General features: G+C 62.9%; 5 protein-coding genes. All 5 read right to left on the bottom strand.

What is annotated here, in order from left to right:
- Window positions 1-164 precede the first annotated feature (164 nt).
- The 5 genes from ABD937_RS16820 to ABD937_RS16800 all read right to left on the bottom strand — a co-directional run bounded on the left by ABD937_RS16820 (window position 165) and on the right by ABD937_RS16800 (window position 23,101).
- Window positions 165-4,427, bottom strand: coding sequence for a T9SS type A sorting domain-containing protein (locus tag ABD937_RS16820; protein WP_345256953.1), 4,263 nt, complete (start codon window positions 4,425-4,427; stop codon window positions 165-167).
- A gap of 552 nt (window positions 4,428-4,979) precedes the next feature.
- Window positions 4,980-7,388, bottom strand: a complete 2,409-nt coding sequence (locus ABD937_RS16815) for a TonB-dependent receptor domain-containing protein (protein WP_345256952.1) — start codon at window positions 7,386-7,388, stop codon at window positions 4,980-4,982.
- Between the two features lie 139 nt (window positions 7,389-7,527).
- Complete coding sequence (locus tag ABD937_RS16810; RefSeq protein WP_345256951.1) at window positions 7,528-9,894, bottom strand: M56 family metallopeptidase; 2,367 nt, start codon at window positions 9,892-9,894, stop codon at window positions 7,528-7,530.
- Window positions 9,891-10,253, bottom strand: a complete 363-nt coding sequence (locus tag ABD937_RS16805; protein WP_345256950.1) for a BlaI/MecI/CopY family transcriptional regulator — start codon at window positions 10,251-10,253, stop codon at window positions 9,891-9,893. The genes ABD937_RS16810 and ABD937_RS16805 overlap by 4 nt, the downstream gene beginning before the upstream one ends.
- A 413-nt stretch (window positions 10,254-10,666) precedes the next feature.
- Complete coding sequence (locus tag ABD937_RS16800) at window positions 10,667-23,101, bottom strand: beta strand repeat-containing protein (RefSeq protein WP_345256949.1); 12,435 nt, start codon at window positions 23,099-23,101, stop codon at window positions 10,667-10,669.
- Window positions 23,102-23,395 lie beyond the last annotated feature (294 nt).

Raw genomic sequence — 23,395 nt, 5'->3', positions numbered from 1 at the left:
CATGAAAACACCTGAGCAGGTGCACAAAACAAAAATCCCGGCCACCTGAGGCAGCCGGGATCTCTTCTAAAAACTGTCAACCTATTCTAGGACTATTCAACGAAATAAAAAGCCCGCCGTAGAAATACGGCGGGCTTTTCTGTCAGAGAGGCATTTTACGATACTTACAGCTTCACGAGCAGCTGCTGCATGCGGGTACCGCTAACACGGTCCGTAAGCACCACGTAGTAGGTGCCGGGCAGCAGCGAAGACACATTGAGCAGCATGCCGTTGCCGGTGAAGGCACGCGGGGCGAGGGCGGAGCCGCCCACCGTGTTCCGTACTTCTACGGTCAGGCCCGCGGCGGTTCCATTGTACGATACGCGCACCGTGCTCCGGGCCGGGTTCGGTTGCAGGCTCATCGTGTTCAGCGTGCGGCTGTTGTCGCCGTTGCCGTTCGTATCGCCGAGGCCCGCGATCGGACCACAGGGGTTCACCGTGATGCGGAAGGCGATCGGCTTGCCCACACAGCTGTTGGCATCGGCCTGGGGCGTCACCCGGATGTAGGCATGCTGGGCGGTAGCGCCGGCGTTGATAGCGGTAAAGGACGGCAGCGCCGTGCCGGTGCCCGAAGCTCCGAGGCCGATGGAGGTATTGCTGTTGACCCAGGTATACGAGGTAGCCGTACCCGGGAAGGTGATCGGGGCCGCTACGACACCGTTGCAGAGGGTGCTGTTCGGAATGGCACTCACCGAGGCTTGCGGCTTCACCGTCAGCTGGGTGGTGGCGGTGCCGGCGCAGCCGCCTGCGGGCGCTACTGTGTAGGTTACGGTGTAGGTGCCCGGCGCGGAGGCCGACAATACTACCCCGCCTGTAGCCGCATCGAGGCCCAGTCCGGCAGGAGTGGCGGTAAAGGTGCCGCCCGTGCTGCCGGCGATCGTGGCGTTGATCGACCCTGCGGCACAGTAGCTCGCCTGCGGGTAGGAAATGCCCAGGACGGCGCGGCGCGCAGCAATGACGAAGGAGAGCGGCGTACCGCTGCAACCCGACAGGCTCGGCACCACGGTGAAGGTGGCCACATTCTGGACGTCTGGTGTATTGTTGCGCGCGGTGAACGAAGGCAGGCTGCCGGCGCCGGAAGCGCCGATACCGATCGAGGGATTTTGGTTGGTCCAGGAATAAAGGATAGGAGCCGTTAGACTGCTGCTGAAGGTTACGGGCGCGGTGGCTTCGCCGGCACATACGAGCTGGCCGCTGACGCCGTTCATGACCGGCACCGGCTTAACGGTGACGCGGAAGATCACCGGCTTGAAGGAGCAGCCGTCCTTGGATTCGGGTACCAGGCGGATCGTGGCGTAGATCGGTGCGTCGGTGCCGTTCTGGGCCGTAAAGGAGGGGATGTCGCCCGTGCCGGAAGCGGCGAGGCCGATGGCAGGGTTATCGTTCGTCCAGGTGTACGACACATCCGGCAGTGCCGCGAAGGCCAGGGTGCCGGTGCTGACGCCGGCGCAATACACCCTGTTCGGTGCCGGGAGGAAGGGCGTTTCGGGACGCACGCTCACCGGTGTGGTGACCACGAGGTTGCAGGCCCCGCTTGCCAGGGTATAGCGCACGGTGTAGGTGCCGGGCGTGGAGGCGGCGAGGTCGATGGCTCCGGTGGCTGCATCGATCGAAAGGCCCGCAGGCGTGGCGCTGTAGGTACCGCCGGCGGTGCCCGTTTGCGTTACCGCAGCGGTGCCCGAAGCCGCGCAATAGGGCGTGCCCGCATACGCGATCGTGGCCGAGGGAGTGGGCACCGAGCCCACGGTGATGACGCCTGTGCTGACGGAGCAGCCGCCGTTGGTGCTCACCGTTACCTGGTAGGAGCCGGCAGGTACTCCCCGGAGGTCCTGGGTAGTGGCGGAGAAGCCGTTCGGGCCGGACCAGGAATAGGTGAAGGGCGCGGAGCCGGAGATCACATTCAGGTCGATGATACCGTTGGCAGAAGCACCGCAGGCATCCGTGACGCTGTGGCTGAGGGTGGGCGCGCTGCAATACACTTCATCGGCCCCGATGGTCGGCACCGTCTGGCTGCGGCTGTCGCCGTCGATGTCGGCATCGACGCCCACCGGCGTACCGGCGATGAGGAAGCCGTTGGTGGCCGACACGTGCAGGTTGCCGTTGGGCGCATCCACAAAGCGGGGATCGGCGGAGCTGCCGTGGGCTTCCTGTCCGCTGAACATCATGTAGTCGCCGAATTCGGCATAGGTCGTACCGTTGTACATAGCGGCAATGGCATCGGGGCCGCTTTTGTGAAGCACGTTGTAGTCGGCATTAACCACATGGGAGTTGTTGGATTTGGTCAGCGCCGTATGGGTGCCGCTGCCGCCCGACACATTGCTCCGCGAATTGGCAAAGATATTATTGCGCAGGGTGCTGGTGGAGTTGCCGCCATTGATGATGATGGCATAGCTGGGTACATTGGTGCCCGGGTTGCTGCCCCCGACCTGGATGGAGTTGTGATACAGGTTGACGTTGCCGGTGCTGACGTGGTAGATACCGGCAAACAACGAGGAGGCGCCGTGCACGCCGCCCTGCGCATTCCAGCCCAGGCTGATGAAGTTATTGCGGAGGGTAATCCCACCACTGCCCTGCAGAATGTGCCCGGCAATGAGGGGACTGATCAGCGAGGTACCCGTGAGGCCGTAGATCCGGTTACGTTCCACCACGTGACCGCTGCCCACAAACTGCGTCCACATGCCGTAGATATACGTACCGCCCGGCGCGGTGGTCGCATTGGAAAGACCCCGGACCGTGTTGTCGGAAATGGTAGAGACGCCCTGCGTGGTCAGGCCTCCGTTGGACATGAAGATACCCGTTACGCTCAGGGAGTTGTTGAAGTTGTGGTTGCCCTGCATATTCTGCACGGTATTACCCGTTACGGAAGCCGCCACGCCACTTACAAAGATCCCATAGGTAGGCGCATTGCCGGTGTGCTCATTACGTATGGCGCCAGTGCTGCTGCCCCCGATCGTATTGTTGCTGATGGTGGCGAGGAAGGTATTGTTCGTAAATGCAAAGGCAGCGATGCTGTACATGAGGGTGGAGTTGACGCCGCTGGCGGAGCTTATCGTCAGGTTCCCGACGCTGTTGCCGGAGGTGCTGCCGCCGCTGTTGCCGATCCGCTGACCGATACCGATCACCAGGGCGCTCGATCCGGTGGCGGCGGTCACCGATACCGCGGACGAACCGTCGAGCGAACCGATCGTATTGCCGGTAACATCGGCGGGCGCGTTAACGCCGGAGCTGAGGCCCGTCTCGATACCGGCAAACGTTGCAATAGAGATGGCCGCACTGGCGCGGGAGGTCGTGACGGAGATCCCGGACACCCGGTTGTTCTGCACCTGGGTGCGCGGCAACGTCGTGGTGCTGAGGCTGATGCTGACCCCCCGGAACATGGAAAGACCGGAGAAGGACGACAGGCCCGTTCCCGACGCGTCGGCGAAGCCGATCGTATTACTGCTGATAGTGGCGCGGCCGGCGCTGTTGGCGAAGTAAACCCCGAAAAAGTAGCTATTCACCGTTGCGGTACGCAGGGCGGTCTGGTAGATCTTGTTACCGCTCACCAGGGTGCCCTGGGCGCCGGTGGTAAGCGCGATGGCCGCACTGTGTCCGGCTGCCGAAAACACGTTAAATACTTCGTTGTTCAGCACCTGGAAGTCGTTGTTATCCACGATCGAGGAACCGGAATTGCACACGACCCCCTGGTAGGGCAGGCCTGCCGCCGAAGCGCCGATCCGGTTGTTCGCTACCGTGTTGCTGTCGTTGCCCGTGCTGTTGCCGAAGCCACAGATCACCACGGCACTGGCACTGCCCATATTGCTGCCGGTAGCCGCCCCGAGCACCGTACAATTACGGAGGGTGTTGCCCGACGCGTCGTTCTGGAAGCCGACCGCACCTGCGCCGAAGCTGGCGTTCGTGTTCTCGAGCGTCAGGCTGTTGCCGCCGCTGTTCAGGCCGTCGATGGTTACATTATCTGCGCCATACAGGTCTACGAGCACCGCGCCGATGTTGCCGGTTATGGTGCGGGCACCCACGGGCTGCACGAGCACCGAACTGTAGTTGGCGGCGCCGGTGCCGGAGGCATTAAGTACGCAGGGAGCCGTCTCCGTGGTGTTCTCCAGTATTTCCACGGTAATGGTGCCCTGGTGCGTACCTGCATTGATGGCGTCGAAGGCCTCTTTCAGCGTGTTGTACTGTTGGGAGCCGCCCCCGGCACTCACGCGCACCGCTGTGGCCGCCAGGGCGGCGCTGCGGGCCACCTGTGGGCGGGCCCGCTGCGGGTGCGAGGATGCGGGTGACTCAGGGGAGAGCGATTGGTTTACCGGCAGGGTCCGGTGGGCAGACTGCGCCTTCAGGGCAGCCGCCGGGAAAGCAAGCAGGCCAATGGCCAGCAGGATTCTTCTCATACGTGTAGTTTATGGTTTTGTAGTGAGTGTCGCTAAGGGCGCGCACAGGAACGGGATACATGCAGCGTCGTTGGGGAGGCTGAGGTGCCGGCTGGGGCGCGGTGGTGGTTCGCCAGGTAAGCAGGTAGGGCTTGTCGCAGGAGGGTGGATCAAAAAGTGCAGGCAGCAAACTGCGCTTGCGAAAGCGAATATAGGTATTTCTATATGCCCGGTGCCTTCGCCTGTACGGGTAATCAGAAAACCAGGGCGCTTTCCCTGGGCGCGTTGAAGGGACTCATCGTCTACGGCAGAATCCTTCGACAAACCTGGCAGAACACCGCGTGCCGGAGGGTGCTTCGCCCGGGCCGGCGGCCCCTCCCGGTCATTCTGCCATCCGGAATCTAGCGGATGCATCACTCCCCTATGCCGCCAGCAGCAAATTCACGCGGCACGAGCACAAACAAAAAGCCCCGGCGTTTCGGCCGGGACTTCGTTGGTAGCTTTTGCCGTTCGGAAACGCACCTAACGGAAAGAATGCATCGGCTTAAGTTCCCCCTTGGGGGGACAGGGGGCCTACCCTCCTGCCCGATTCAGCTCCTCCACATTTCTGCGGCGTTGCTCTTCCACCTTCACGCCTTTGCGGAAGTTGTAGCGCAGCGTCACGTTGAGGTTGCGGAAGCGGAGCATCTGGTCGAAGTTGTTGATGTTGCCGTCGATATTGGTGTTGAAGCGCAGGCGGTGCGTGTTGAAGACGTCGCCGGCATTCACCGAGAGGTCGAGGCCAGCCTTGGTGAAGCTTTTGCGCAGTGCCACGTCGAGGCGGAAATAGGCTTCCATCTGGTAGAGGCCGGTGAGGCCCGGGCCTACGTAGCGGCCATTGAGCTCGGCGCGGATGCCGCGCGGCAGCTGCAGCGTGTGGTTCGACTGCAGCATCACGAACACGTTCTCGTTCACCTGCCGCACGCCCTTGTCGTTGAACTCGATGCGGTCGCCCAGCACGGTGAGCGTGTTCTGCACATCCCACCAGCGGCGGATCTTCACCGGCACCACGGCCGTGAGGCCCACCTCGCGCTCGCTGCTGACGTTGCCCGTGTAATAGATCGTATACGAACTGTCGGGCACGATGCGCGGCAGCTCGCTCATGATATCCTTCGTATACAGGTACGACAGCGTAAAGAGGTAGGTCTTGTTCACCGATTGCGTTACGGAGAAGGAATGCGCGTACTGCGGGCGCAGGTAAGGGTTGCCTTCGAACCAGGTATAGGGGTCGCGGTAGAGGCGGAAGGGATTCAGGTTGCCGTAGTTGGGGCGCTGCAGGCGGCGGCTGTAGCTCCAGTTAATGCTGTACCGGTCGCTTACCTGCTGCTGCAGGAACACGGTCGGGAAGAGATCCGTATACTTACGGTTCGTGACCTGGCCGGTGGTGAGCTGCGTGCCGCGCGACACGGTCTGCTCCGCGCGCAGGCCGGTCTGCAGCGTAAGGCGCTTGCTCAGCGGCATCGACCAGTTCACGTAAGCCGCATAGATGTTCTCCGTGTAGCGGAAATGATTCGTACGTGCCGGGTCGGGTACGAGACCCGTGTTGTTGAAGTAGAAGCGCGCGTCGTTGTCCGACAGTACGTCGGAAGCACGCACGCCGGTCTCGAAGCGCCGGTTGCCGGGGAGCATGAGGGTGAGGTCTACACGCCCCGACACGATGTTGTAGCCGTTGGGCGAATTCTGGTAGAGGAAGTCGGTCTCTACCGGCTTTCCCGTGCGCACGCTGTCGTAGTAGTTGTAGAAGTCGGCGTCGCCGCGGTTGCGGATCCGGGCCCCGTCCACATCGGCGGTCAGCGTGCTGCCCGCCGAGTCGAGCTTGAATACGTAATGCGCGTTGCCCGTCATGCCTTGCCACACGTTCATCATCCGGTTGCGCGCGTCGATCACCAGGTCCGCTGTTCCGGGCGCAGGCCCCATCACCGTGCGCGTGTCGAACTGCTGGCGCAGCGTGTTCTGGTTGAAGTAGGCCGTGAAGCCGATGCTGTGGCGCTTGTTGAGCTGCCAGTCGGAGCCGAGACGCACGGTCGGCGGGCCTTCGTTGTAGTGGTTGGCCTCGGCCACCTGGTCGAAATAATTGATGCCGCGGCTACCGCGGAACACCCGCGTAAAGGTGGCGTTGCGGCCGCCCACTCGGCGCATCAGGTCCACGTTGGCAAAGAAGCTCCAGCCGCCCTTTTTCATATTGATACTCGCGCCGGTGCTCCAACCGCTGTTGTAGAAGTTGGTGTTGTAGCCCATATACACGGCGCCGGTCATGCCCTGCACGGTCTGCCGCTTCAGGTTCAGGTTGAGGATGCCCGAGGTGCCCTCGGCCTCGTACTTCGACGAAGGATTGGTGATGATCTCGATGTTTTTCAGGTTTTCGGCCGGCATGCCTTCGAGCATCGTGCGCAGGTCGCGGGCAGAAAGAAAGGTGGGACGCCCGTCGATCATCACCGTGACGCCGCTGCGGCCATTGAGCTGGATATTGCCCTCCGCATCGATGAGCACGCCCGGCGTGCGCGCCAGTACGGCGTAGGCCGTGTTGCCGGCAGCCATCGCGGTGTTCTCCACGTTCACCACGAGGCGGTCGGCCTTCTGCTCGATGGCGGGGCGGAGCGATTGTACGGTCACTTCGTCCAGCTGCTTGCCGTCGGCTTTCAGTGCAAGGGTGCCGAGGTCGGTGTCGGCGCTGATGGCGCGGGTTGCGCTCACGAGGTCGCGGTAGCCGATGGCGGTATAGCGCAGGCGATAGCTGCCAGCAGCGGGCGCCTTGATCGTAAAGCGGCCGTCGGTACCCGTCATGGCGCCCGCCGCCAGGGAGCTGTCGGCCCGCAGCAGGGCGATGTTGGCGTAAGCCAGCGGAGTGCCTTTTTCGTCGGTAAGGCGGCCTTGCAGGCTCTGCGCATGAAGGAAGCCGGCAGGAAGCAGGAAGAGTACCAGGTAGAGCAGGATTGTTTTCATGTCGTGTGGTTTTGGACGAATACTTTCGTAATTAAAGTAAATAAGGATCCCGCTGGGCGGCGCTGCCGCTCATCACAGTGTTGGGGAATAAAGGATGAAAGGAAAAGGAACGGGGCGGGCGGGCGCCCGCCCCGTAGAATTACTGGACGACCGTTTTCAGGTCGATGTATTTGTTCAGGCTGGAGAGCTTATAGCCTTGCTGCTGCATGCGGGCAATGAAATCGGGCGTAGTGCCTGTGGCCTTCGCACCGGTAATGTCGTTCGGGCGCACGTTGGTGAAGCCGAGGTCCTGGTACTGCTTTACGAGGCCGGGCGTGATGCCGAGGGCTTTGAAGGAAATGTAGTGATCGAGCTTCAGCCCGCCGAAGCCAACGGCGGCGAAGCCTTTCACGAAGTCTGCCGTTACGTGCACCGACTTGGCACCGGTGACGTCGTTCGCGCGCAGGTTGCTGAAGCCCATAGCACGCAGGCCGTTGATATAGTCGGCGGTAACGCCGAGCGACTTAAACGAAATGGCTTGGCGGTTGCTGAGGTCGGGGAAGCCCGCCTCGCGGATCGACCGGATGTATTCCTCCGTTACGTTGAGCGACTTCATCGCTACCATATCGTCCACGTCGCGGTCCGAGTAGGTGCCAGCTCCGGCACCTGCGCCGGCACCGGCCACACCGCTATTGTCAAAATGCTTCTCCTTGACCTTGTTCTTGATTTTCTCTTTGGTCTTGGGCTTGCCTCCCTGGAAGTCGGGACCCGCAACGGCGTCCTCGTCGTCAGGATCGGCGGGCAGGGCCGGGATGGCCGGGTCGGGCGGCAGCGCGGGCAAACGGCCGTTGTCGGGGCGGCTGCGGTAGCCGCTGTCGCGGGCTGCACGTCCCTTGCTGTTGCTGCTGCGTACGGCTTCCACGTACTTGCTGTCGATGCCCTGCGCCTTCAGCGTGATAAGGCGGCCCGGGTCCACGTTCGGGTACACCTTGCGGATGTCTTCGATATAGGCTTTGTCCACACCGAGCGAGCGCAGCGGGATGAGGTCCTGCAGCGAGACGTTCTTCAGACCGGCGGCCTGAAGCGACTGGATATACGCGCCATTTACGTTGAGTGCCGCCAGCGGGATGAGCTCGTCGCGGTCGAAGTTCTTGTAGCCGGCGGCCTTCAGCTCACCAATGTATGTGCGGGTCACGTTCACGAAGAAGAGCACCATCTGGTCGCGGTCGTCACCGGCGGCGATGCCCTCCCCTTTCAGGTAGTCGTTGAACGACGGATCGGCCACGAACTTGTAGCGGCCCATGCCCCCGTTGCCCTCGAAGCGGCCGGTGAACTCCATGGTGCCGGCATCGCGCTTCAGGCGGAAGGAGCCCGCCGCATCGCGCGGCAGCGTTCCGAAATCGGCGAGCGGGAACGTGGATCCGTTCATCGAGTTGTTGTCGTCGTCGTCGCTGCGGAACTGCACCTGCACCTTGTCGCCCTTGATGGTGGCAAACCAGGCCCCCTCGGTTTCGATGCCGTTATGGGTGCGCTTGCGCTCGGTCTTGGCGGTCTTGTTTTGCTCCTTCGACTGGGCCATCGGCTCGTTGAGCACGCTCACCAGCAGGAGCAGCAGCGGCAGCAGGAAGCCGTACTTCCAGGCCGTGTGCAGGTTGGATCTTTTGGCATTCATCATGAGTACGCGTTTTTTAAGAAGTGATTGATTGTAATTGGTCGTGAGGCTGAGCGGGAAGTGCGGGGCCGACACCCGTAGCAGGCTCATCTGGTATTGCTCCGCATCGGTAGCGCCGGCTTCCAGCACGGACGAATCGGTAAGGTATTCGAGGTTGCTCTCCAGGGTGCGGCGGTAGGTCCAGGCAAAGGGGTTGAACCACTGGAAGATGAGTACGAGCTCGGCGAAGAGGATGTCCCAGGTATGGCCCTGGCGGATGTGCACCTTCTCATGCTCGAGGATCTGGTTGTAGGTGTCCCAGTCGTATTTCTCCGGGTTGATGAAGATGTAGGGTCCGAAGGAGCAGGGCGCCTTGTCGCCGTCGAGCTCCACGATGGTGTAGCGGCCGTCGCGGATGACGGGGCGGGTGCGCACGCGGTAAAGCAGCACGCCCACCTGCAGCAGGAAGTTGAGGCCGAACGCGAGCACCCCGAACCAGTAGAGCCCGATGCCGAAGCGGATCCACTGCGCCGCGTCGAAGGGCGCCTTTGTCCTGGCTTCTTTAGCCGGCCCGGGTGTGGCCGCCACCGTGCCCGCACCAACGGCCGGAAGCGTTGCCCCGGCGCCTGCCGCATCGTCGCGGCCGGCAAGGCCGGTGAGGGCGTCAGGATGCGGCACGGCCTGTACTTCTACGGGTGCGGAGCGGAGCGACCACTGCGCCGGCACGGGCACGAGCGGCAGTGCGAAGGCAAGCCCGAGTCCGGCCAGCAGTACAAATCGGTTGACCCGGAAGAACGTCTCCCGCTGCAGCAGCAGCTTATAGAAGACGAGGCAGCCGGCGAGGATCAGGGCAACGTGCAGGATGTAGGGCATCATGACTTTCCGTTTTTGATGAGGTCAAGGATCTCTTTCAGTTCTTGCTCGCCCAGGTTCTGCTCCTTGGCAAAGAAGGCCAGCATGCGGGGATAGGAATTGTCGAAGTACTGGCTTACAATATCCTTCAGTGCATGGCTCTGGTAGTCGTCGCGCGGGATCACCGGGAAGTACTGGTACATGTTGCCGATGACCTCGTGTCCCAGGAAGCCCTTTTCCTCCAGGATCTTGACCATGGTGGCCACGCTGTTGTAGTGGGGCTTCGGGTCGGGCAACAGGGGAATGATGTCGCGGATAAAGGCCCGCTCCAGTTCCCAGAAGGCCTGCATGATCTGCTCTTCCCGTTTTGCCAGTTTGATCATACGTTCAATGTTTCCATAAATGTACTCCTAATCAATTAGGAGTACAACTAATTCATTGGGAAAGGTCGAAAAATGGGCCGGCCGGCGCCCCTTCCCGGGACGAGCGGCGGGCGCTCTTCTGTGCTGCATAAGCTGTTGGAGCTATAGCATATTCCCAAAGGGCTGAGATGGACGGCCGCAAGCGGCCTTTTCGCGCGACGGCACGACGGCACGACGGCGCGACGAGGAAACCGATTCATGTCCTCCGCTTTTCGTCGTGTCTTTGTGCCGTTGTGCCGTCGTGAAAAGGGGCGAAAGCCCTGCATGCCGTGCTTGCACGGCTGGCTAACCACACGCTGAATAATCTCAACCCCGCTGAATAAAAAAGGCGCCCCGTTACCGGGGCGCCTCTATTCTAATCCAACCAGAGAGAATTACTTGTCGAGCAACACCTTGTTGGGGTAGGTCGCGCCGCCGATCTCCGTCACTACGGTATAGGTACCGTTGGCGAGGAAGCCGGGCAACTCGAGGCTCAGGGCCGTAGTGCCGCTCGAGAGGCGCTCCTGGCGGCTGAGCACGATGCGGCCGCCGTTGTCGATGACCAGGAAGCGTGCCGTACCCGCGATCGTCGTCTTCACCTGCAGGCGTACCTGGGTGCTGCGGACGGGGTTTTTCATGAGGCGCACTTCCGTAACGTCGGCCGCCGTGTTGTTGAGGCCGATCGAAACGATGGGGCTGTAGGAGAAGGCACCGCCTACGTCCACCTGCTTGAGGCGGTAGTACACGCGGTTCGCCGTGATGCCGCTCAGGTCGTCGTTGTAGTTATACGTAGCAACCGTGGTGGCGTTGGTGCCGGCTACCGTGCCGATGCGGCTGAAGGTGCGTCCGTCGGTGCTGCGCTCTACTTCGTAGCCTTCGAAGTTCACCTCGTTCTCCGCGGTCCAGCGGAGGGCGGCGGTGTTGCCACGCTTGTCGGCCGTGAAGGTGAGGAGGCGTACCGGGAGCGACTGCGTGAAGGCCACCGCGTAGCTGTTGGTGCTTCCCGTGAAGCCGGCCGCGTCTTTCCAGGCATAGTCGAAGGCAATGGTCGTAGTGCCGTTGCGGATCAGCAGCTTGAGTCCGGCGAGGTCATAGGCCGGGATCTCCCACTTGCCGGAGGTGCTGTTGTAGAGGGCGCAGCCGGGGTTGCCGGCGTTGCCACCCTGGCAGCCACCGGGCTGCAGCTGGATGCCGTTGTATTCGAGCATCAGCGCGTTCGCGTAGGCAGCGCCATTGCGGGTGCCGCTGTACGAAGCCGGGTCGATCACGACGCTGACACCGTTGACGTTGGCACCGAGCGTGAGCGCAGTACCGTTGTTGCCGTTGGCGTCGGAGCCGGTGAGGGCGCCGGGCGTGTTGCCGTTATCGGCGGTACCGGACAGCACCACGTTCCAGAGGTAGCTATTGGCGTTGTTGGCCGTGCTCACCACGGTAGCGGTATCTACTGCGTTCGATGTGTTCGGGTTCACCACGTAGGTCTTCAGGTCGGCAACCGGCAGGGAGTTCACCGCGAAGTTGAGACCCGACAGGTTGGTCGCCACGAGGCTAACGAGCTGGCGGCCGTTCACCGTGCCATCAGCGCTCGTATTCACGCCCTCGCCGGTGATGACCCAGCCTGCGTTCACGGAGGCGGTGGTCGAAGCCGGGTCGGAGGTCAGCACCAGCGTGTAGTCGCCGGGGTTGAGGCCGCCGATCGAGTAGGTGCCGTCGGCGCCGATCTGGGTGCTGGCCACGATGGCGTTCGATGCGTTGAGCACGTTCACGTAGAGACCCGTGCCCACTGCGGCGATGCCGTTGATGGCGCCGTCGGTAAGGCCGTTGAAGTCGTTGAACAGCGTACCCGTGATCAGCAGGGTGCTGAAGGGCTGGCTGGCCGTAGCGCTTTCGATGCCTTCCTCGCCGGCGTTGTCGACCGCCGTGTAGGTAAAGTCTACCGTTACTGCGCCGTCGATCGGGTCCACCTGCACCGCCGTAGCGTTGGCGAGGTTACCGTTGGCGGCCGTAGCGATATAGATACCACCTGCGGGGAAGTTACCGGCGTTGTAGCTGGCGGTCGTCTCGGGATCGCCCGGGTTGAGGGCGCTCGTGATCGTTACCGAGGTAGCATTCGTCGGGAAGGCCGTGATGTGCACATAGTTCACCTGGCCACCGGCGAGGTCCGGGTCCGTGGCGCTGAAGGCCGTGGCCGGAACCGTCACCAGCGTCGTACCACCGGGGTTCACCTGGGTAGCGGCGGTATTGTCGGCCGGGATTGGCAGGGCGTCCACACCGAAGTCGATGACCTGGGTAGCTGCGAGGGCGCCGCCGAAGGCGAAGGTGCCGTTGCGGGTGCCGTCGCCGTTCGTGCCGGTGAGGCCTTCCGCGGTATACACCCAGCCCGTGGAGGGCAGCGTGGCCGTGCTGCTGTTGGCAGCGTTGGTGAGCACGAGGGCGTAGGTCGTCACCCCTTCCAGGATACCGTCGGCGGTGCCGAAGGAGAAGGTGCCGTTGCTGATGGTCTTGGTCGCGATCACGCTGTTGTTGGCCGTGTTCACGAGGTTGACGTAGAGCTGGCCACCGGCACTGCCCGTAGGCGTACCGTCGATGATGCCGGCCGTAGCGTCGTCGTATACCGTACCCGTGATCGTGATATCGGTCAGGGTCTGGCGGGCGATACCGGTGGTAACGCTCTCCGCGCCGGCCTGGTCGATGGCAGAGAAAGTAAAGTCGATGTTGCCTGCGCCGCCGGTGGGATCCACCGTGATGGCGCCTGCCGGGTTGCCCGTGGCATTGGTAGCGAGGAACACGCCGCCGGCCGGGAAGGTGGCTGCCGTGTACGAGAGCGCTCCGTAGGTACCGTCAACCGTGGTGGCCGCCGAGGCGAAGTTCACCGTGGTAGTGTGGGTCGGGAACGACTTGATATGAATGTAGCGCACCTCGCCGCCGCTGATGTCGACGTTGTCGTTGGCAACGAACATCGTAGCGAGGATGGTGATCATAGCCGTGCCGCCGGGGTTCTGCTGGCTGGGGGCTACGGTCAGGGGGGCAGGTACGGGGCGGGCGTCGATACCGAAGCTCACCGTTACCGGGCTTGTTACCACGGTGCTGAACGTGTAGCGGCCGTTGGGCAGACCGTCGGCGCTGGTACCGAGGCCTTCGCCGGTGTTGAGCCAGGCCGTTGCGTTGGGCAGGGCCGGGGCGGTAGCGCCGGGGTCGTCGGCAAGCACGAGGCGGTAATCCGTTACGTCGCTGCGCAGGCCGTCGGCCGTGCTGAAGGAGAAGGCGCCGCCGGCTACGGGCTTGCTGCTCACCACGGTGTTCGTGTTACCGTCCACCAGGTTTACATACAGCGGACCGCCCGCGTTGGAAATGAGCGCGCCGTTGATGATGCCGTCGGTATTGCCGTTCACGTCGTTGTAGACATTACCGGAGATCGTGAGCTCGCTGATCGGGATCTTGCCGACACCGATGTTGCCGCTTTCCACACCGGCCTGGTCGATGGCGCGGAACTGGATGCGTACCGTATCGGCACCGTCAACAGGATCGATATAGAAGGAGTCGAGCGTGGAGCCGGTTGCGTTGGTGGCCACATAGATACCACCGGCCGGGAAGTTGCCCGAGGTATACGTGGTGACGGCCAGCGGACCGCCGAGTGTGGTCGACGAGTTCACCGTTACCGCCGTGGCGTTCACCGGGAGGGAGAGCACGCGGAGATACGTCACCTGGCCACCGGCGATATCGATCGGGTCGGAAGCAAGCGGCAGGTTGTTGGCGATCGGGATGAAGATGTTGCCACCGGGGTTCACCTTGGGGGTGGCCACGGTTACGGGCACCGCGATGGGGCGGGCATCGATACCGAAATCGACCGTTGTGTTGGCGGCAATGATGCCGGTAGCATAGCCACCGTTGACGCTGCCGTCGCCGTTGGTGCCCGACAGGCCTTCTGCCGTATTCACCCACAGGGGCGAGGGCAGGCCAGCCGTGGTGGCGATGGCGGTATTGGTCAGTACGAGCTTGTAGGTAGCCACATCGCTGCGGAGGCCGTTGCCCGTGCCGAAGGAGAAGGTACCGTCGGTGAGCTCCTTGCTGGCGATCACGAGGTTGAGGGCCGTGTCTACCAGGTTCACAAACAGTTGCCCGTTGGCGTTGGAGATACGGATCCCGTCGATGAGGCCGCCGTTCACGTCGTCGTATACATTACCGGTGAGCAGCAGGTCGCTCAGGGGCTGGCGGGCCGTACCGGTGGTGGTGCTTTCCTTGCCGGCGTTGTCGATGGCGTGGTAGACGATGTCCACGTTCACGGCGCCGTTTACGGGGTCAACCGTGATGGCGCCCGTGGGGTTGCCCACGGTGTTGGTGGCCACGTACACACCACCTGCCGGGAAGTTACCGGAGTTGTACGACAGCGCGCCGTAAGTGCCGTTCACCGAGGTGGCGGCGTTGGCGAAGCTGATCGTCGTAGCGTTCGTCGGGAAGGAAAGGATGCGGATATAGTTCACCTGGCCGCCGGCGATGTCGCCATTGTCCGCAGCGGAGAACGTCGTAGCGGGGATCGTCACCGTAGTAGTACCGCCCGGGTTCACCTGGGTGGTCGCCGTGGTGATGATGGCGGGTACCGGGAGGGCGTCGATGCCGAAGTCGATCACGGTGCCGCTGGTTACGGCGCCGCCGAATACGTAGCGGCCGTTCACGATGCCGTCGCCGGCCGTTCCGGAAATGCCTTCGGCCGTGTTGGCCCAGGCGTTCGGCGCCGGGAGGGCGGGTACCGTAGCGGTAGCTTCGTCGGCGAGCACCAGGTGGTAGGTCGTCACATCCGCCTCCAGGCCATCGGCCGTCGTAAAGGTGAAGGTGCCGTTGGTGAGCGTCTTGCTGGCCACCACACTGTTGTTGGCGGTGTTCACGAGGTTCACGTAGAGCTGGCCACCGGCGTTCGAGATCAGGTTGCCGTCGATGTTGCCGCCGTTGGCGTCGTTGTAGACGTTACCGGAGAGCGTCAGCTCGGTGAGGGGCTGCGATACCGTGGCTGTGTTGGCGCTCCGCTTGCCGGCGTTGTCGATCACGGCATAGGGAAGCACCACGGTCACGGCGCCGTTCACCGGGTCAACCTGCACCGCATTGGCGGCGGAAAGGTTGCCGTTGGCAGCCGTAGCGATATAGATACCATCCGTGGGGAAGGTACCGGAAGTATAGGTCGTCGTGGTCACCGTGCCGCCGATGCTGGTGGCGCCGGTAACGGTGATGGAGGTGGCATTCGTGGGGAAACCGGTAAGCAGCACGTAGGACAGGATGCCGCCGTTGGCCGCGTCGGCGTCAGTGCCGGAGAAGGCCGTGGCCGGGATCGTCACGTTGTTGGTGCCGCCGGGGTTGGTCTGGGACGCAGCCACAGCCGTTACCGCCGTGGGCAGTGCGTCGATGCCGAAGTCGATCGTCTGCGACGTCGTCACCACTGCACCGAAGCTGTAGGCGCCGTTCACCGCGCCGTCGCCGGAAGTACCGGAGATGCCTTCGGCAGTATTTACCCAGCCGGCGTTCGGCAGGGCAGGTGTTGTGGCGATCGCCGTAGCAGCGAGTACCAGCTTGTAGGAGCCCACGTTGTTCTGTACGCCGTTGGCCGTGCCGAAGGCGAAGGTGCCGTCGGTGAGCAGCTTGCTGGCTACTACCGTGTTGGCAGTGGTATCCACGAGGTTCACAAAGAGCTGTCCGTTGGCATTGGAGATGAGCGTGCCGTTGATGATGCCGGCATTCACGTCGTTATAAACGTTGCCGGAGATCAGGAGGTCGCTGAGCGGCTGCGAAGCCGTAGCGGTGTTATTGCTTTCCTGGCCGGCATTGTCGATCACCTTGAACGACACCACCACGGTTACCGCACCGTTCACCGGGTCTACGCGGAAGGCGTTGGCGTTGGCGAGGGAGCCGTCGTCGTTGGTGGCAATGTAGATGCTGCCGGGGAAGGTATTCACGTCATAGCTCGTGGTCGTTACGAGGCCACCGGGCGAAAGCGAGCCCGTCACGGTGATGGTGGTGGCATTGGTGGGGAAGGCCGTGATGCGCACGTACTCAATCTCGCCCCCTGCGGCGGCGTCGATGTCCGAGCCGCTGAAGGTAGCGGCGGGGATGGTTACGAGGTTGGTGCCGCCCGGGTTCACCAGCGTTGCGGCAACCAGGCTGTTGGCTACCGGCTTACCGTCGATGCCGAAGTTGGCACCGGCCACGCCGTTGGAGGTGAGGGTCACCGATTGCAGGCCGTTGGGCGTGCCGTCGCCGGCTGCTGCCGTACCCTCTCCTACGTAGGCCCAACCCGAGGGAAGGGTGGTAGCGGGGGCAGCTGCGGTTACCGTGCCCTGTACGTTGCTCAGCTGCAGGGTATAGGTACCGTTGCCGAGGCCGGTGATCACATAGGTGCCGTCGGCAGCCACCACGGCGGTTGCCACTACTACGTTGGAGCCGTTGAGGGCATTCACGTACAGCTGGCCGGCCAGGTTGGTACCGGTACCGTTGATGAGGTTATCGGCAAGTGCATTGAAGTCGTTGTACACGGTTCCGGAGATGGCACCCGTGATGAAGGGTACCGTCGTGTTCGCGGTCGTGGCGCTCTCATAGCCGGCGATGTCGATCACCGAGTACGGGAACACGGCCGACACCGCGCCATCGGCCGGGTCGATCTTGAGGGCATCGACGGGCAGCAGGTTACCACTGTTGTTGGTTGCGAGATAGAAGCTACCGGGGAAGTTACCCGAGTTGTAGGTGGCCGTGATGACGGGACCGCCGGCGGTCAGCGAGCCAATGACCGTGATGCTGTTGGCATTGGTCGGGAAGCCCGTGAGGCGCACGTAGGCGATGCCGCCGTTGGCGTCCGCGTCGGCGGAGGCGAAGGAGGCCGCGGGCACGGTCACCGGGGTGTTGCCACCGGGGTTGGCCTGTGCCGTGATAGTGGTGCTCGTTACCGTGGGCAGGGCATTGACGCCGAAGTTCACAACAACAGGCATCGTAATGGCGCCTACCGTATAAATACCGTTAGCCGTTCCGTCGCCGGCGTTACCGCTGAGGTCTTCGGCCGTATTCACCCAACCCGTCGTAACGGAGCCGGTGGTAGCCGTATTTGTCGTAGCAATCACTACTGCATAGGAGGTGCCGGACTCTACGCCGTTGGCCGAGCCAAAGGAGAAGGTGCCGGTGCTGCCGCCCGCGATGGGGAGGGCCTGGGAAGCCACTACCTGGTTGGTAGCGGTGTTCACGAGGTTGGCGTAGTGCAGCGTGCCGCCGGGGTTGCCGGTAGCGGTGCCGTTGATGAGGCCGTCCTTGGTGCCGTTGGCGTCGTTGAAGAGCGTCCCGGAGATCGTGAGGTCGGTCAGCGGCTGGCGGGCGATGCCGCTGGCAACGCTTTCCTTGCCGCTGTTGTCGATGGCCGTATACGTGAAGTCTACGTTCACCGCGCCGTTCACCGGGTCTACCGTGATGGCGCTCGTGGGGTTACCCACGGTGTTGGTGGCCACATACACGCCGCCTGCCGGGAAGTTGCCGGAGTTGTACGAGAGGGCGCCATAGGTGCCGTTCACCGAAGTGGCGGCGCTGGCGAAGTTCACGGTCGTGGTATTGGTCGGGAAGGCCGTGATATGGATATAGCTCACCGCGCCGCCGCTGATATCACCGTTGTCGGTAGCGGAGAAGGTAGCGGCGGGGATCGTCACCGTGTTGGTGCCGCCGGGGTTCACCTGGGGCGCGGCGGTGGTCAGCGTAGCCGGAACCGGCAGCGCCTCGATGGCGAAGTTGACCACCTGGGAGGTCGTTACATTGGCGCCGAAGGTATAGGTGCCGTTGGCAGCGCCGTCGCCGGCAGGCGTAATGCCCTCCGCCATGTTCACCCAGCCCGTCGTGGGCAGGGAAGCCGTGGTCGCGGAAGCCGAAGCGGCGAGCACCACGTTATAGGTACCTACGTTGTTCTGGAGGCCATCGGCCGTGGAGAACGAGAAGGTTCCGTTGGTGACGGCCTTGGAAGCCACCACTGTGTTGTTTGCCGTGTTCACGAGGTTCACGTACAGCTGTCCGCCGGCGTTCGAGATGAGGTCGCCGTTGATGGTGCCGCCGTTCACGTCGTCGTATACCGAGCCGGAGATCGTGAGGTCCGTGAGGGGCTGACGGGCGATGCCGCTGGTGCTGCTTTCCGCACCGGCGTTATCGATCGCGTTGTAGGTGAAGTCCACATTCACGGCGCCGTTCAGGGGGTCAACCGAGATGGCGCTCGTGGGGTTACCCACGGTGTTGGTGGCCACATACACACCACCGGCCGGGAAGGTAGCGGAAGTGTACGAGAGGGCGCCGTAGGTGCCGTTCACCGAAGTGGCGGCGTTGGCGAAGAACACCGTCGTGGTATTGGTCGGGAAGGAAATGATATGGATATAATTCACCTGGCCGCCGCTGATATCGACGTTGTCGGTCGCGGAGAACGTGGTGGCGGGGATCGTTACCGTAGCGGTGCCGCCGGGGTTCACCTGGCTCGTGGCCGTGGTGAGGGGCGCCGGTGTCGGCAGGGCGTCGATGCCGAAGTCAATCACGGCACCGGAGGTCAGCGCGCCGCCGAAGAGATAGCGCCCGTTGGCGTTGGCGTCGCCGGTGGTACCGGATACACCTTCTGCCGTATTCACATACGTATTCGGGTTCGGCAGGGCCGCCGTGGTGGATGTCGCCGAAGTGGTCAGCACCACGCCATAGGTGGTCACGTTGCTCTGCAGGCCGTTGGCGGTGCCGAAGGAGAACGTGCCGTTGGTGAGCAGCTGGCTGGCTACCACCGTGTTGTTATCCGTGTTGATCACGTTTACATAGAGCGGGCCACCTGCGTTGGAGATCGGCGAGCCGTTGATGATGCCGGCGTTGGCGTCGTTGTACACCGTACCGGAGATCGTGAGGTCGGTGAGCGGCTGGCGGGCGGTACCCGTAGCGGCGCTCTGCTTGCCGGCATTGTCGATCGTGGCATAGGTGAAGTCCACGTTCACGGCGCCGTTCACCGGGTCTACGGTGATGGCGGTGAGCGGGTTGCCCGAGGAGTTGGTGGCTACATATACGCCACCAGCCGGGAAGTTACCGGAGTTGTAGCTGAGGGGGCCGGCAACGCCGCCGAGTGTGGTGGCCGCCGAAGCGAAGCTCACCGTGGTGGCGTTGGCGGGGAAGGCCGTGATGCGGATGAAGCTCACCTGGCCGCCGGAGAGGTCGCCGGCGTCGGCGCCGCTGAAGGTCGTGGCCGGAACCGTTACCGCAGTCGTGCCGCCCGGGTTCACCTGGGAGGTAGCGGTATTGAGCGCGGTCACGGTCGGAAGGGCGTCGATACCGAAGTCGATGGCGGCATTGTTGGTCACATTGGCGCCGAACGTGTACACGCCGTTGGCGGTACCGTCGCCCGTGGTGCCCGCAACGCCTTCAGCCGTATAGGTAAACGCAGCGGAAGGAAGAATGGACGTTGCGGTGACGGCATCCCTGGTCAGCACCAGCGAGTAGGTGGCCACGTTGCCCTGGAGGCCGTCGCCCGTCGTGAAGCTATAGGTACCGGCTGCGCTCACGGGCTTGGAGGCCACTATGGAGCCGCCGCTCACGAGGTTGACGAAAAGGGGACCGCCGGCGTTGTTGCGGAGCGTACCGTTGATGATGCCGCCGTCGGGGTCGTTATAGACGCTGCCCGAGATCTGCAGTTCGGCCAGGGGCTGGCGGGCGACACCCGAGGTAGTGCTTTCCTTGCCGGCGTTGTCGATAAGGCGGTAAGAGATGTCGACGTTCACCGCGCCGTTGAGCGGGTCAACGAGTACGGCGGTGGTCGGGTTGCCGGCCGTGTTCACGGCTACGTACACGCCGCCCGCCGGGAAGTTGCCGGAGTTATAGGTGGAGGTCGTCACCGGGCCGCCGATGGTGGTGGAGCCGGTGAGCGTGATGGAAGTAGCGTTGGTGGGCAGCGCGGTCACGCGGAGGTAGCTGAGGGTACCGCCGTTGGCCGCATCGGCGTCCGTACCGCTGAAGGTAGCGGCAGGAACCGTTACGCTGTTGGTACCGCCGGGGTTCGTCTGGCTCGTAGCCGTCGTCAGTGCCGTGGGCACCGGGAGAGCGTCGAGGCCGAAGTCGACCACGGTATTGGCGGTTACGTTGGCGCCGAAGCTATAGGCGCCGTTGGCGGTGCCGTCGCCGGTGGTGCCGGTGAGGCCTTCCGCCGTATTCACCCACTGGGGGGAGGGCAGGGTGCCCGTGGTAGCCGTGGCCGAGCCGGCGAGCACGAGCTGGTAGGTAGCTACGTTGTTCTGCAGGTTATCGGCCGTGCTGAAGGAGTAGGTGCCGCCCGTTACCGGCTTGGAGCTGACCACCGTGTTGGTGGCCGTGTTCACGAGGTTTACGAACAGGGGACCGCCGGCGCTGGAGATCAGCGTGCCGTTGATGGTGCCCGCCGCCGGGTCGTTGTAGACGCTGCCCGAGATCGTGATGTCGGTGAGGGGCTGGCGGGCGATGCCGGTGCCGGTGCTCGACTGCAGGGCCTGGTCGACCACCTTATAAGTGATGTCGACATTCACGCCACCGTTCACCGGGTCTACGGTGATGGCGCTCGTGGGGTTGCCCACGGTGTTCGTGGCCACGAAAACGCCGCCGGCGGGGAAGTTGCCGGAGTTGTACGAGAGGGCGCCCGGGGCACCGTTCACCGTAGTGGCGGCGCTGGCGAAGTTGATCGTCGTGGTATTAGTCGGGAAGGTAGTGACATGGATATAGGAGATCTGTCCGCCGCTCACATCTACGGCATCGGTGCCGGAGAAAGTGGCTGCGGGGATCGTTACGGTGTTGGTGCCGCCGGGGTTCGACTGAGAAGCCGCGGTGGTCAGGGCCGTCGGGGTGGGCAGGGCCTCGATACCGAAGTCGAAATACGTATAGTTCGAGATGGCGCTGCCGATGGTGTACACGCCGTTGCCGGTGCCGTCGCCGCTGCTGTTGCGTAGGCCTTCGCCGGTGCTCACCCAGCCGGTGGGCAGGGTCGAGGCAGGCGTGGCGGCGCCAACGTTCACATTAACGGTGCTGAGCACGAGGCGGTAGGTGGAGGTGGTCGTGTTCACACCGTCCTGGGCGCCGAAGGCAAAGGAGCCGTTGGTGAGCGTCTGCTTGGCCACCACGGTGTTCCCTACGGTGTTCACGATATATACATACAGCTGCGTGCCGGAGGCCGTGCTGATGGCCGTGCCACCGATGGTGCCGGCGTTCACGTCGTTGAATACGGTACCGGCGATGTAGCGGCAATCGGGCAGGGCGTAGCTGCTCTCGCCCGAGCTCGTTTCGTTGGCCCACCACCAGGTATTGAGCGTACGGATATTGCCGTAGTCGTCGCAAAGCGTGTTGTTGGACGTAGCGGTGCCAAGGCCGTTGGCAGGCGAGGGCACCTGGCCGGTGTTGCCGGAGCCGTTCCAGCCGCGGCCCACAAAGCCATAAGACGCGAGGTTCACCTGCGCCATGCCGTTAACGGAGCTGTCCACCCCTTTGCCGGTGGTGTTCGAAGTATTGTTCTCGGTGCCGTTGTTGATCGAGCAGTTGCCGACCGACACCAGGATGGTATCGTTCCAGAAGAGGCGGGGGGTATATACTACCGGCTCATGACCGGTTACGGAGAAGCCGTTCACGTTCTGCTCGGCGTCGAAGATGGGAAGGTTGGTACGTCCGCGGCGGAGGTAAAAGGTCACCTCGGCGGAGGCGGCCGAGACCAAGTTGCCAAGACCGTCCCTGCCGTCCCAGGCAATGGACCCGGTGCCGGCGGTGCGGGAGGTATCGTTCAGGATGCGGTCGGAAGTGCCGTGCTGGTAGCCGTCGGTGCCGTTGAGGTCGAGGAGTACGGCTACGTCGCCGGTAGCGGAGATCGTGTAGTTGATGGTATAGGCGCCGGGGCAGCCGGTGATGCTGTTGACCGTAGGCGTCGAGGGCGCCGCGGAGCGGGGGTACACGTTTGAGGGAACGGTCAGGAAGAGCTTGTACCCATTAGCGAACGTGGGGGCGGTGGCGCCGGTATTCTGGGAGCGGCGGCCGGCATACCATTCGGTGGCCGAGGCGCTGTATACGGCGCCGTAGCGGTTCATGGCGATAACGGCAGCGAGCGGCTTAAAGCCGTCGTTGAACGTCACCTTCGAAACGGTCTGGTCGTCGGTATAGCCATAAAAGGTCGATTGCATGGGCACGTTCAGGTCGGGAACGGGCAGGTTGCTGGCGTTGTAGCTGTAGGTGATAAGGCTCCAGGCCTGCGAGTGCACGCGGCCGAGGAGGCGCTGCGTGGCGTTGCCTACGGTAAGGTCGAAGAAGATGGAGAAGTTGGCTTGCGACGCAAGGGCCGAAGCGCCCGCGTCGTTACTCTCGTAGAATTCGATCGAGTACTCTCCGTTCACCGTCGGGTCGAAGGTGCGCGGGGTATAGCCCCCGGTGAACGACCCGTAGTTGGGTCCGGCTACCGCCTGGGCATAGGTCTCGATACGGCCGGCGGAGCCGGGGGCTGTCGACAGCTGGGTCGGGCCGGCTACGGCTACGCCTGCTGAGTTGAGGATCCGGAAATAGACCGGCACCTCGGCAGGTGTGGCCGCCCGGTTATAGAACCGGACGCCGAAATAGAAATTTTCGGCGGTGTGGTCGTTGATGAGGAAGCGGATCCGGTTTTCCGAGTTGGCGTTGCGGTAGGGACCTGCCGATAGGCTCGGGTTCACATAAAGGCCCACCCCGTTTGCGGAGTTGGGCATTACCTGCGGGGTGCCTTCCGCAAACGCCGAAAGGCCGGCAAGAGAAAGCAGCAGTACGAGCGTGAGGGCCTTCGCAGGACGGAGGGCGGAAAGCAGCTGGTGCATATAGAGGTGGTTCATGTGTCGGAGGAGGTGGGGGAGGGATACGTTTTGGCGCAGGGCGTATCTACGAAAGAACGCGGCTCGTGGTTTTGGGGCGGTAAACATTTTTTGACTAAGATTATTTACTTAGCACAAAGTTATTTACCCCTCCCATTTGGGGAATCCGGTTTAGACGAAACCAGTAATTTGTCGGTTAAAATCCGTATTCTCTCCTTTAAAATACCTGAAAACACTTATTTAACGAAATGCCGGGATGGATTATCCACAAGTATCGGCACTGCCTCTCCTGAGCACCGGGAACGCATTGCGGGA

This window comes from Flaviaestuariibacter amylovorans (genome assembly GCF_039541815.1).
GTDB lineage: Bacteria > Bacteroidota > Bacteroidia > Chitinophagales > Chitinophagaceae > Flavisolibacter > Flavisolibacter amylovorans.
This window is presented reverse-complemented; position numbering and strand designations above follow the sequence as displayed.